Below are 12,169 nucleotides of genomic sequence, written 5' to 3'. Positions count from 1 at the left end.
CGCGGGTGGGTAACCGAAACAGACGTGAGCACTCAGCCGCGGCGCGCTCAGGCCGTGCCGCCGGGCCCGTCTCCGACCATGCCTCCGGGCTCATGTCCGACCGTGTCCCCGGGCTCGTGCCCGACCGTGCCGGAGGGCTCGTCCCCGAGGCGGGCGAGCAGCCAGGACGCGCCCACCTCCGCGGCCTCCCCGATCACCTCCCCCACGGGCCGGCCGTCCCGGACCCGCACCCGGAACGAGTGGTCGGCCCCCGCCACGACGTGCACCCTGATCCCGCAGGACGGGTCGGCCACCGGCATGCCGAAGGCGTCGCGCGATCCCTGCACCACGAGGACGGGGACGCCGGCCCCCGCCAGCTCCGGCCCGCGCGACGGCTTCCCGCCCGGCGGCTCGAGCGGGAAGCCCAGCGCCAGCACCGCGCGGGCACCGACGGCACGGGCGCAGCGCACCGCCACCCGCGATCCCATCGACGCCCCGGCCAGCGCCAGGCGGTCGGGCGGGCCCAGCGCGGCGACCGCCGCGGTGAGCACGGCGTCCAGCCGGGCGGGGCGGTCGGGGGCGCGCCGGCCGGCCACCCGGTAGGGCATCTCCAGGGCGGCCACCCGGATCCCGGCGGCGGTGAGGCGTTCCGTGAGCGCGGTCAGCGCCGGCGTGTCGGTGCCGCTGCCCGCCCCGTGCAGGAGGACGACGGTGCCGACAACCTCGGCGCGTGGCGGGACGGGAACCACCCACAGTCGTCCACCGTCCACAAGGAGGGGATCCTCGCCTGCCGTCGCGGCCGCCCTGACCGGCGCCGGTGGCTCGGCCGGGTCACTTCCGTCCGAGCCGCCCGGGAAGGACACTGCGTGGTCGGCCCGAACATCTGTCAGAATTTCACCTTGCGCATGTGACGTGCCTCGCATCATTGCCCCTTGAAGGGTAGGAACGGTCCATGTTGTCTGGCCCCGACGCCGACACTCACTCGTCCCGGGGGTCCTCCAACACGCTGGTGTGTGAGGCCCCCGCCGGCAGTGACGACCCCTACTGGGCCTTCTACGAGGAGGTCGCCTCGGCCCAGCTGAAGGAGTGGCTGCCCGCCGATCCGGTCCGCGTCCTGGACGTCTCCGGCCCGCGGGCCAGATTCGCACGCCAGATGGTCGCGGCCGGGCACGAGGTGGTCCGGGTCGTGGGGAGCCTCAGCAGCGTGGACACGCCGGGCGAGAGCGAGCCCGCTCCCGGCCCGGGGGCCGTGCGGCGGGTCGTCGGTGATGCCCGCTCGCTGGACTGGTTCCGTCCCGGCTCGTTCGACGCCGTGCTCGCCGAGGCACGGGCCCTGTCGTTCTGCCTGGCTACCGAGACCACGCTCGAGGAGATCCACCGCATGCTCCGGCCGGGCGGCCGGCTGCTGCTGTGCGTCGACTCCCTGCTTCTCGGGCTCGCCCGGCTCGCCGAGCAGCACCGCTGGGCGGAGCTGTCCGACGTGCCGCGCGCGGACGTCGTGCTCGTCCCGGCCGAGGACGGCACCATCACCCGGTGCTTCTGGCCCGAGGAGCTGCGCGCCCTGCTCACCAGTGCCGGTCTGGAGGTCGACTGGATCCGCCCGCGCACGGTGCTCTCCGCCGAGGCGGTCCGCCGGGCCGTCGCCGAGGACGTCTCCTGCTTCCCCACCCTGGTGCGCACCGAGGTCGAGCTCGCCGCCGAGCGTGAGGGCGAGTCAATCGGTATTCACCTGATCGCCTCGGCCCGCCGGCCCGACTAGCGCCGGGAATCCGGCATGCTGGCACGGTGACCACCATCACCGAAGTGCAGCGCGGGCAGGGCGACCCGTGGTCGGCTCCGGTCGCGACCGGTCCGGTCCGGGCGACCGTCACCGTGCCGGGCTCGAAGTCCGGCACAAACCGGGCGCTCGTGCTGGCCGCGGCGGCTGACGGGGTCTCCCGCCTGCGCGGGGCGCTGCGCTCCCGGGACACCGTCCTGATGACCGCCGCCCTGCGCGAGCTCGGCGCGACGGTGACCGACGAGGCCGCACCAGGCGGCGCCGAGCCGGGCAGGCCGGGTGAGCCGGGCGCGGACCAGGGCGCCGCCGACATCGTCGTCACCGGCCCGGTCGGCGCCGTACGGGGCACGGCCGCGATCGACTGCGGCAACGCGGGAACGGTCGCGCGCTTCACTCCCGCGCTGGCGACACTGGCCCGCGGGGACGTGCGCTTCGACGGCGATCCCCGGATGCGGGACCGCCCGCTCGCCCCGCTGCTGCGCGCGCTGCGCGAGCTGGGCGCCCACATCGACGGCGACCGGATGCCCTTCACCGTGCGCGGCACCGGGGCGGTCTCCGGCGGGGCGGTGACGGTCGACGCGTCGGATTCCAGCCAGCTCGTCTCCGGCCTGCTGCTCGCCGCGGCGCGGTTCGAGCGCGGTGCGACCGTGACCCACGCCGGTCACCGCCTGCCGTCCGGGCCGTACCTCGACATGACCGTCGCCGACCTGCGGGCGGCCGGGGTGATCGTCGACGTCGACGACCCGACCGCGGACCTGCTGCGCGCCGGGGGCACTCCGGCCGCGTCGACCCGGCGCTGGCGGGTCGAGCCCGGCGGGCCGCGGCCGCTGGACCGCGTGATCGAGCCCGACCTCAACAGCGCCGCCCCCTTCGTCGCCGCCGCGGCGGTGACCGGCGGCGAGATGACGATCACCGGCTGGCCGGCGTCCACCGAGCAGCCCGGCCGGATGCTGCCGGACCTGCTGGTGGCCATGGGCTGCCGGGCGGAGCTGGTGCCGGAGGGCCTGCGCGTCACCGGCGGCGGGCGGATCACCGGTATCGACGTCGACCTCTCCGACTTCGGCGAGGCGGCGCCGGTGCTGACCGGGCTGGCCGTGCTGGCGGACTCGCCGTCCCGGCTGCGGGGCATCGCCCACCTGCGCCTGCAGGAGACCGACCGGCTCGCCGCGCTGGCGAGCGAGCTCGGCCGGCTCGGCGCCCGTGTCACCGTCACCGACGACGGCCTGTCGATCACCCCGGTGCCGCTGCGCGGCGCCCGGCTCGACCCGCACGCGGACCACCGGCTGGCGATGACCTACGCCGTGGTCGGCCTGGCGGTGCCCGGGGTCACCGTCGACGACATCGCCACCACCGGCAAGACAGTCCCCGACTTCGCGCGGATGTGGACGACGATGCTGGCCGGCTGACCGTGGCACGCGAGATGGACGAGGACGACGTCCGTACCCGACCCGGCCGGGGCTCCCGGCCGCGGACGCGGATCCGGCCCGAGCACGCGGACGCGGCCCGCGCGGTGGTCGTCGCGGTCGACCGCGGCCGCTACACCTGCCGCCCGGAGATTGGCCCGGGCGGCCGCCCGGGCACGGCCCGGCGTGACACCCCCGCCGGCCGGCGGGAGGGCCCGGCCGGCCTGGTGGCGGCGGTGCGCGGCGGTTCCATGCGGCGGACGTCCGTCGTGGTCGGCGACCGGGTCGAACTGGTCGGGGATCTCTCGGGCAGCGCCGGCTCGCTGGCGCGCATCGTGCGCCGCGACGAGCGGACGAGCCTGCTGCGGCGCACCGCCGACGACTCCGACCCGGTGGAGCGGCCGATCGTCGCCAACGCCGACCTGCTTGTCATCGTCTGTGCGCTGACCGATCCGCCGCCGCGCACCGGGCTGATCGACCGGTGCCTGGTGGCCGCCTACGACGGCGGGCTGACCCCGGTCCTGTGCCTGACCAAGGCGGACCTCGCCGATCCGGCCCCCGTGCGGGCGTCCTACGAGCCGCTCGGGCTGCCGGTGGTCGCCACCCGGCCGGACGGCGACCTCGACCCGCTCCAGACGCTGCTGCGCGACACGACCAGCGTGTTCTTCGGGCACAGCGGGGTCGGCAAGTCGACGCTGGTCAACCGCCTTGTCCCGGACGCCGACCGGGCCATCGGAGTGGTCAACGCGGTGACCGGCCGTGGCCGGCACACCTCCTCTGCGGCCGTCGCGCTCGCCCTGCCGGACGGCGGGACCGTCGTCGACACCCCGGGGATCCGCTCGTTCGGGCTGGGCGCCGTCCAGCTCGAGCGGGTCCTGACGGCCTTCGACGACCTCGCGGCCGCGACCGCCGACTGCGAGCCCGGCTGCGACCACCTGACCGCGCCGGACTGCGGGCTCGACGAGGCCGTCCGGCAGGGGCGGGCCGACCCCGCKCGGGTGGCGAGCCTGCGCCGTCTGCTCGCGGCCCGCGCGACACCCGTCTGACCGGACGGCGCCGGTCGCACGCGGTCGCACAACCGTCGGCGTCGCAGCACAGCGTGCGGCCCCACAGGGCTCCGGCCAGCCATGTGATCGACAAAGGCTGCCCGGCGGATGCCGATCATGGCTGTGCCGCACCTAGTCTCGGTCTGTGACCGATCAAGGAACGGTGCCGCGGACGGGTGAGTTCGCCCGCGTGGCCCGGCGCCGACGCCGGCAGCCGGTGGAGGCCGAGCGCGAGATCCTCCAGGCCGCGATCGAGATGATCGGCTCGGACGAGCCCGGCCCGATGACCGTCGCGGCGCTGATGAGCCGCACCGGGCTCGGCCGCTCCGCCTTCTACGCGTACTTCCGGGACGTCCCCGACCTGCTGCGGCGGCTGCTGCGTGAGATCGAGGGCGAGCTGTCGGCGGCGTCCGCCGGCTGGTTCGACGGCAACGGCGACCCGGTCGAGGACTGCGTCCGCTCCGCCCGGACCATCGTCGGCGTGCACCTGCGCCACGGGTTCGTCCTGCGGGTCATCGCGCAGGCCGCGGCCACCGATCCGGAGCTGGCCGCCGGGTACCGGAGGGCGGCGGTCGAGGGATTTGTCACAGCGGTGACCGAGCGGCTCGGCCGGGAGCAGGCCCGCGGCCGGGTGCGCCCCGACCACCACCCGCAGAGCGCGCGGGCGTTGATGGCGATGACCGATGCTTACCTGCGCGAAACACTGGGCCACCACCCCCGGGCGGATCCCGCCGAGGTCATTCGTACCCTCACCATGGTCTGGTCGCAGGCGCTCTACGGGCGGGCACCGGCAGAGCCTGCCGAAGCCGCCACGCCGGGCGGGCGGATCCGGGCCGACGTCCGGTGACCACCGCGCCCGTTCCCTCGACGCCGGAACTCGTAGTCTTCCCTCGTGACTCCGCCAAACCCGAGCCCCGTCAGCGCCAACCCGGTCGAGGCGGTCGACCCTGCCGGCTGGCTCGCCGACGACCTCGCACTCGCTCTGAGCCTCGCCGACGCCGCCGACCGGATCACCCTCTCCCGCTTCCAGGCGGTGGACCTCCACGTCGAGTCGAAGCCCGACAACACTCCGGTCTCGGACGCGGACACCGCCGTCGAGTCCATGATCAGGGAACGGCTCGCCACCGCGCGCCCCGGTGACGGAGTTCTCGGCGAGGAGGAGGGCCTCGTCGGCGAGAACACCCGCCGGCGCTGGATCCTCGACCCGGTCGACGGCACCAAGAACTTCGTGCGCGGCGTTCCCGTCTGGGGCACCCTGCTCGGCCTCGAGGTGGACGGCGAGATGGTCGTCGGCGTGGCGAGCGCCCCGGCCATGAGCCGCCGCTGGTGGGCCGCCCGCGGCACCGGGGCGTTCACCCGGGATGCCACCGGCGACACCCGTTCACTGCAGGTCTCCTCCGTCGCCCGGCTGTCGGACGCCTTCCTCTCGTTCGCCTCACTGGAGGGATGGCGCACCGCCGACCGGCTGCCCCAGCTCCTGAGCCTGGCCGAGCAGATCTGGCGCAGCCGCGCCTACGGCGACTTCTGGTCGCACATGATGGTCGCCGAGGGCGCCGTCGACCTCGCCTGCGAGCCGGAGGTCTCACTGTGGGACCTCGCCGCCCTGCAGGTCATCGTCGAGGAGGCCGGCGGCCGGTTCACCGACCTGCGTGGGCGGCGCGGGCCCGGCTGGGGCACGATCCTCACGACCAACGGGCACCTGCACGACGTCGCCCTGAGCCACTTCCGGGACTGACCCGAGCGGGCACCCGTCCCACGATGATCGGTTTCGCGCACCGCGGCGCGCCGGCCCCGTTCCAGCGGGAGAACCGGCTGCCCGCCTTCCGCCGCGCGCTGGCGGCCGGCGCCAACGGCCTGGAGTCGGACGTCTGGCTCACCGCGGACGGAATTCCCGTCCTGCGGCATGACGGCACGCTGGGCCCACCCGGCCGCCGGCGGCGGCTGGGTGAGCTGCGCGGCGCCGATCTGCCCGGGTGGCTGCCGACGCTGGCGGCCTTCTACGACGATCTGGGCTGGGGTTTCGATCTCAGCCTCGATCTGAAGGGCCGTCCCGATCACATGTCCGCGGCCGAGGCGGCGGGCGCCGTCCTCGCGGTCACCCGTGCGGCGGGTGGCACCGAGGCCGCCGCACGGCTGTGGCTGTGTGGTTCGTTTCCCGACCTGCACGAGTGGCGGCAGGCCGACGGTGACGTCAGGCTCGTGAACTCCACCACGGTGGCAAACGTGGAACAGAACGGCGGCGCCGCCGCCTACGGGGGCATCCTGCGCGCGGCGGGCGTCGACGCCCTGAACCTGCGCACGCGGGAGTGGACACCACCGCGGGCGGCGATGGTCGACGAGCTGCACGCCGCCGGTATCGCGGCGTTCGGATGGGACGCCCAGTCGACGGCGACACTGCGCCGGCTACGCGGTTACCGCCTCGACGCCGTGTACTCGGATCATCTCGGGCGGTTGATCGATGTCACCGTCGGGCACACCCGATCCGCGATCGGCGACGACTGGCCGGCGGCGGGCTCATCGTAAGGACGCGGGATGGTTGGGCCTGATGGGCCGGGGCCGGCCCGATCACCCGGAAGTGCTCACCCGCAATACATCATGACCCCACACGCGCGAGCAATGGGTCACCCGATTGAGGCGGGCCGGGCCGAATGTAGCCGTCTCACTACCAGAACGATTGACCTGACCGGTCGAATTTGACGAGGTACTCGCGATGGATCTCCCACCGCGAAGACCACATGTCAAGGACATCTAGGCGAAGGGACACGGGCGGACAGGCCCGCAGGGACGTATTCATGACACCGACGGCGACCAGTACCACACGCCCCGCACTACAACCGAGACCGCACGGCCCCGGCGCACACGGCCACGGCCGCCGGCCTGGTCCGCGACTTCACGGGCACGGGCATGGGCGAACGGTCAGTCTTTGACGGCGACTTTGAGCATCTTCGCGGGAAAGCCGGTGCGTTCCGCGACGTTGTCGATGGAGTAGCCCTGCTCTACCAGGTCACGAGCCTGTTCGAGGGTCCAGCCCCGACCGGGGTCGACCCTGCGGACGATCACCTCACTCGCCTGATGATGTTCCTGCGGCCAGCTCAGTCGCGCGCGGCGTGCCAACGGTCGACCTCCGAAGTTATGGCGGGCATTAGCGTTACGAACCAAGGATAAGCCAGATACGCGCCTTCCCGCTCCATGAACTTCGCGATAGAGACCACGCCAGAGTAATGCGCAACCCGTCGACCGGACACCGTCGGGACCACGGCCCGGCCCCATCATCGATGCTCACCGGACACCTGACGCTGCGCGCCGGGCCGCGTGGACAACACCGTGGTGAGACAACTGTTGACCCGGCGACTGTGCGGCGCCGAGTTGTCCGATCGACATGTCCACTTAACTTGTCCGACCGGTACTTGTCCGGTCGGTTCTTGTCCGGTAATGTCCAGCGCCCGCCGCGAACGGACGGGTGCGAACGGGTCTCTCGAACCGTACCGCCCGGATCGCGCCGGCCCGGGCGGCGGAGGTCACCTGTGGCGGTATCCCTTCATCCGGCGCCACGGGACCGACCGGCCGCCCGGGGCGCGACCGGCGGCGGATCAGTCGTCCTGTGCGGGTGCCGCCGTGCCGTGGGAACGCAGCAGGGTGCGCCACTGGCGGGCGGAGTGGCTGGCCGGTCTGGTGGTCGCCAGAAAATCCTCGAGAACGGCCCGGAATCGCACCGGGTCCGCGTGGTGGGGGAAATGGCCCGCGTCCGGGAAGATCTCCAGCCGGCTGCCCGGCATCGCCTCGTGGGCGATCCTCGCGTGCTCCACCGGGATCGCCGCATCGTGCGCCCCCCACACGATCAGCGAGGGCATGCCTGCCGCCAGGTAGCACCGGTCCAGCATCGTGATCGCCTGGCCGTGGCCGTCCACCGCCGAGCGCAGGGTGCGCAGGAAGGCCTGCCGGGCCGTGGGGACGTCCAGCGAGGCGAACACGCGCATCAGGTCGTCCGCGTCCCGCCCGACGTCGGTGTGCAGCAGCCGCAGCGCGCGGGTGGCCGCCCAGCCGACCCGGCGCACGGGCGCTCTGGTCAGCAGCGACAGCGCATGGCCCGAGCCCGGCACCGTCGCCGCCCGCAGCACCGGGTGCAGGTCCGGCCCCACGCCCCCGGTCGACACCAGGACGAGCCGCTCGCACCGCTCGGGGAACTGGTAGGCGAACTGCATCGCCACTCCGCCGCCCAGCGAGTGGCCTACCACCGTCGCCCGCTCGATGCCCAGGACGGTCAGCAGGTCGCGCATCCCGCAGGCGTAGCCGGCGATCGAATAGTCGCCCCGGGGCTTGTCGGAGCGGCCGTGGCCCAGCAGATCCGGCGCGATGACGGTGCGGCCGCGCGCCAGCTCCGGGATGAGGTCCCGCCAGGTTCCCGAATTGTCCCCGATGCCGTGGATCAGCAGCAGGGCCGGACCACGACCGGCCCGGAGATAGGCCCGCCGGTAACCGTGGACCGTCACGAACCGGGTGGACAGCTGCCGCCCCGGCCCACCGGAAGCCCGCGCGGCCGCGGTCCCGGCCGCACCCGCACCCGCAGCCGGAGCCGCGACCTCGGTCTTGTCCCCGGCACCGGCCTTGTGCCCCGCTGCTTGCCCGCCGTCCGTCACCGCCACCGACCCTAGAACTCGATGTTGTGCATCACGTGCTTGATACGGGTGTAGTCCTCCAGCCCGTAGACCGACAGGTCCTTTCCGTAACCGCTCTTCTTGAATCCTCCGTGTGGCATCTCCGCAACGATAGGAATGTGCGTGTTGACCCATACGCACCCGAAGTCGAGGCGGCGCGCCACCCGCATCGCGCGGGAGTGGTCACGCGTCCAGACACTGGAGGCGAGGCCGTACTCGACCCCGTTCGCCCACGCGACCGCCTCGTCCTCGGCCGAGAACTCCTGGACGGTGACGACCGGGCCGAACACCTCCTGCTGGATCAGCTCGTCGTCCTGGCGCAGGCCGGCGATCACGGTGGCCGGGTAGAAGTAGCCGGGCCGGTCCAGCGGCGTCCCGCCCGCGAGCAGGCGGGCGTGCTCGGGGGCACGCTCGACGAACCCGCTGACCCGGCCGAGCTGACCGGCGCTGTTCAGCGGGCCGTAGTCAGCCTCGCCTCCGCCGGCCGCGGCCCCGCCGGTCTGGCCGCCGGTCTGGCCGCCGGCGGCGGGCGGGCCGGTCGTGGTGGCGCGGGCGGCCTCGGCGAGCGCGTCGGCGAGCTCGCCCGCGATGCCGGGCCCGGCGAGCACCCGGGTCGCGGCCGTGCAGTCCTGGCCGGCGTTGAAGTACGCCGCCCCGGCGATCTCCGCGGCGACCACGGCCGGGTCGACGTCGTCAAAGACGATCACCGGGGCCTTGCCTCCGAGCTCGAGGTGCACCCGCTTGAGCGAGTCGGCCGCCCCGCGGGCGACCTCCATGCCCGCGCGCACGCTGCCCGTCACCGAAATCATCGCCGGGCCCGGGTGGGCGACGAGGGCACGGCCGGTGTCCCGGTCACCACAGACCACGTTGAGCACACCCGGCGGGAGGATCTCGGCCGCGATCTCGGCGAGCAGCAGCGAGCTGGCGGGCGTGGTCTCCGCGGGCTTGAGCACGACCGTGTTCCCGGCCGCCAACGCCGGGGCGATCTTCCAGACGGCCATCATCAGCGGGTAGTTCCAGGGGGTCACCTGGGCACAGACACCGATCGGCTCACGCCGGACGTAGCTGGTGTGGCCCGCCAGGTACTCCCCCGCCGACCGGCCCTCCAGCAGCCGCGCCGCCCCGGCGAAGAACCGGATCTGGTCGGCCGACGGGGCGATCTCCTCGTCAAGGGTGAGCTGGCGCGGCTTGCCGGTGTTCGCGCACTCCACGTCGGCGATCTCGGCCGCCCGTTCCTCGACGGCGTCGGCGAGGCGGAGCAGGGCACGGGAGCGCTCGCTCGGCGTGCTGTCCCGCCAGCCCTCGAACGCCTCACCGGCGGCCCGCACGGCGGCGTCCACGTCGGCCGGCCCGGAGCTCGGCGCGTGCGCGAGGACCTCGCCGGTGGCGGGATTGAGCACCGGCATCGTCCGCCCGTCCAGCGACGGTGCCTGCTTCCCCCCGACGAAATTGCTCAGCGTCCGCTCCATGGGTGTCCGCTCCATGGGTGTCCGTTCCATCGGTGTCCGTTCCATGCGTCCGGCTCCCTCCGGTCGTCCGAGCGCCGCCCAACGGACACGATGGTTCCACGAACCTGGTGCCACCGATAGCGCATTCAACTCGCTCTTATGCAACCGAAAACTTCGAGAAAGGACCGTTTCAGCGATGTCTGTAGCCCGCCGTGCGGGCCCGGGAGGGCCCGGGAGGGCCCGGGAGGGCCCGGGAGGGCCCGGGAGGGCCCGGGAGGGCCCGGGAGGGCCCGGGAGGGCCCGGGAGGGCCCGGGAGGGCCCGGGAGGGCCCGGGTGCGACCCTGGTACACCGGGCCCGACCGGTCCCGGTTCCGGTGGCACAGTCATCACGACGGAACGATCTGTTCCGGCGGAGCGGGAGGCGACGGGCACCGTGCGCGACACCGACACCGGAGCAGAGGCAGACGAAGCGGTCACACCGACGGCCGTCAGCAAGGCGCCGGCGCGCCGGGCGATGGTCAGCCCGACGGGCTGGTCGCTGTGGACGGACACCCTGGACGGCGCGGCGCGCCGCCCCCGGCCGCGGGCCCGCGGCGCGCTCACCGCCGACGTCTGCGTCGTCGGAGCCGGCTACACGGGCCTGTGGACGGCCTACTACCTGGCCCGCACCCATCCCACGCTACGGGTGATCGTGGTGGAGAAGGAGACGGCCGGGTTCGGCGCCTCCGGGCGCAACGGGGGCTGGTGCTCGGCGCTGTTCCCCAACACGGCCCTCGCCGGGCAGATGCGGCCCGCCCTGGCGGCGACCGTCGACGAGGTCGGCGCGGTCGCCCGCGAGGAGGGCATCGACTGCGACTTCGTCAAGGCCGGCTACCTGAGCGTGGCGACCACACCGGCACAGGCTGCCCGGCTGCGCCGCGAGGCCGGCTCCGCCTGGCTGGACGCCGCCGCGGTGGCGGGCATCGTGCGGGTCGCGGGGGCCGAGGGCGGCGTCCTGGACCCGGACTGCGCCGCGCTCCATCCCGGCCGGCTCGCGCGCGGGCTCGCCGACGCGGTCGAGCGCCGCGGGGTCACGTTGTTCGAGCGCAGCCGCGCGCGCCGGATCGTCCCGGGCCGGGTCGTGCTGGAGGGCGGGGTCGTACGGGCGGACGCGATCGTGCGCGCGACGGAGGCCTACACCGCGGCGCTGCCCGGTCTGCGCCGCGAGCTCGTGCCCGTCTACTCGCTGCTGATCGCCACCGAGCCGCTGCCGCCGGCGGTCTGGGACGAGATCGGCTGGGAGCGCCGGGTCACCGTCGGCGACGGCCGCCATATGATCACCTACGCGCAGCGCACGGCGGACGGGCGGATCGTGCTCGGCGGCCGCGGGGCGCCCTACCACTTCGGCTCGCGAGTCCGGCCGTCCTTCGACGTCGTGCCGGCCGTCTTCGACCATCTGCGGCGCACTCTCGGCGCGCTGTTCCCGGCCGCCGCGTCGGCCCGGATCACCCACCGCTGGGGCGGGCCACTGGGAGTTCCCCGCGACTGGACACCCGCCGTCCACCTGGACCGGGAGACCGGGCTGGCCCACGCGGGCGGGTACGTGGGCGACGGGGTCGCGGCGAGCGCCCTCGCCGGCCGGACGCTCGCCGAGCTGATCACCGGGCGCACCTCGGAGCGCACCGGCCTGCCCTGGGTCGGCCACTCCCGGCGGCGCTGGGAGCCCGAGCCGCTGCGGTGGCTGGGCGTGAACGGCGGCGCGCTGCTGGCGTCCGCCGCCGACGCCCGCGAGAACCGCACCGGACGGCCGTCCCGCCTCGGCTCGGCCCTGTCCGCCCTCACCGGCGGCCGCTGACGGCCAGAGACCGCTGACAGTCAGCG

The 12,169-nt window shown here is 74.2% G+C and carries 11 protein-coding genes; 7 read left to right on the top strand and 4 right to left on the bottom strand.

Annotated elements, in window-relative coordinates:
- Positions 1–47: 47 nt before the first annotated feature.
- Entirely contained in the window at positions 48–902 is an 855-nt protein-coding gene (locus BBK14_RS01270; RefSeq protein ID WP_071059460.1) for an alpha/beta hydrolase family protein, read from the bottom strand.
- Positions 903–931: 29 nt separating this feature from the next.
- On the opposite strand from BBK14_RS01270, the gene BBK14_RS01265 reads away from it, so the two are divergent.
- From BBK14_RS01265 to BBK14_RS01240, 6 genes are all read left to right on the top strand, one after another.
- A complete protein-coding gene (locus tag BBK14_RS01265) occupies positions 932–1,738 on the top strand; it encodes a methyltransferase domain-containing protein (RefSeq protein ID WP_020458602.1) in 807 nt (268 codons plus the stop codon).
- A 26-nt stretch (positions 1,739–1,764) separates the two neighbouring features.
- Positions 1,765–3,162 carry a 3-phosphoshikimate 1-carboxyvinyltransferase gene (gene aroA, locus BBK14_RS01260; RefSeq protein ID WP_071059373.1) on the top strand — a complete coding sequence of 466 codons (1,398 nt, stop codon included), beginning with the start codon at positions 1,765–1,767 and terminating at the stop codon, positions 3,160–3,162.
- Between the two features lie 14 nt (positions 3,163–3,176).
- Complete coding sequence (gene rsgA, locus BBK14_RS01255) at positions 3,177–4,205, top strand: ribosome small subunit-dependent GTPase A (RefSeq protein WP_071059459.1); 1,029 nt, start codon at positions 3,177–3,179, stop codon at positions 4,203–4,205.
- 163 nt (positions 4,206–4,368) lie between these two features.
- Positions 4,369–5,052, top strand: a complete 684-nt coding sequence (locus tag BBK14_RS01250) for a TetR/AcrR family transcriptional regulator (protein ID WP_241831026.1) — start codon at positions 4,369–4,371, stop codon at positions 5,050–5,052.
- 45 nt (positions 5,053–5,097) lie between these two features.
- Positions 5,098–5,940, top strand: coding sequence for a histidinol-phosphatase (gene hisN / locus BBK14_RS01245; protein ID WP_071059371.1), 843 nt, complete (start codon positions 5,098–5,100; stop codon positions 5,938–5,940).
- A gap of 23 nt (positions 5,941–5,963) precedes the next feature.
- Positions 5,964–6,728 carry a glycerophosphodiester phosphodiesterase gene (locus BBK14_RS01240; RefSeq protein WP_071059370.1) on the top strand — a complete coding sequence of 255 codons (765 nt, stop codon included), beginning with the start codon at positions 5,964–5,966 and terminating at the stop codon, positions 6,726–6,728.
- A 393-nt stretch (positions 6,729–7,121) separates the two neighbouring features.
- On the opposite strand, the gene BBK14_RS01235 is transcribed toward BBK14_RS01240, so the two are convergent.
- From BBK14_RS01235 to BBK14_RS01225, 3 genes are all read right to left on the bottom strand, one after another.
- Positions 7,122–7,319: a hypothetical protein gene (locus BBK14_RS01235; protein WP_041253691.1), complete on the bottom strand. Its 198-nt coding sequence runs from the start codon at positions 7,317–7,319 to the stop codon at positions 7,122–7,124.
- Between the two features lie 476 nt (positions 7,320–7,795).
- On the bottom strand, positions 7,796–8,848 hold the full coding sequence (locus BBK14_RS01230) for an alpha/beta fold hydrolase (protein WP_420849112.1): 1,053 nt from the start codon (positions 8,846–8,848) through the stop codon (positions 7,796–7,798).
- Between the two features lie 5 nt (positions 8,849–8,853).
- The gene (locus tag BBK14_RS01225) at positions 8,854–10,329 is read right to left on the bottom strand and encodes a gamma-aminobutyraldehyde dehydrogenase (RefSeq protein ID WP_071059369.1); all 1,476 of its coding nucleotides are present in this window, start codon (positions 10,327–10,329) and stop codon (positions 8,854–8,856) included.
- Positions 10,330–10,823: 494 nt separating this feature from the next.
- On the opposite strand from BBK14_RS01225, the gene BBK14_RS01220 reads away from it, so the two are divergent.
- On the top strand, positions 10,824–12,143 hold the full coding sequence (locus BBK14_RS01220) for an NAD(P)/FAD-dependent oxidoreductase (protein WP_071059457.1): 1,320 nt from the start codon (positions 10,824–10,826) through the stop codon (positions 12,141–12,143).
- Positions 12,144–12,169: the final 26 nt, after the last annotated feature.

Origin of the sequence: Parafrankia soli, assembly GCF_001854695.1 — a bacterium.
In the GTDB taxonomy this organism is placed as follows: Bacteria; Actinomycetota; Actinomycetes; order Frankiales; family Frankiaceae; genus Parafrankia; species Parafrankia soli.
Note: the sequence above shows the minus strand (reverse complement) of the source record. Positions and strands in the feature narration are given on the sequence as shown.

What these genes read in the sequence shown, in the direction of transcription:
- BBK14_RS01270 (WP_071059460.1), bottom strand. Translation starts at nt 902, where the DNA reads ATGCGAGGCACGTCACATGCGCAAGGTGAAATTCTGACAGATGTTCGG.
- BBK14_RS01265 (WP_020458602.1), top strand. Translation starts at nt 932, where the DNA reads ATGTTGTCTGGCCCCGACGCCGACACTCACTCGTCCCGGGGGTCCTCC.
- BBK14_RS01240 (WP_071059370.1), top strand. Translation starts at nt 5,964, where the DNA reads ATGATCGGTTTCGCGCACCGCGGCGCGCCGGCCCCGTTCCAGCGGGAG.
- BBK14_RS01225 (WP_071059369.1), bottom strand. Translation starts at nt 10,329, where the DNA reads ATGGAGCGGACGCTGAGCAATTTCGTCGGGGGGAAGCAGGCACCGTCG.
- BBK14_RS01220 (WP_071059457.1), top strand. Translation starts at nt 10,824, where the DNA reads ATGGTCAGCCCGACGGGCTGGTCGCTGTGGACGGACACCCTGGACGGC.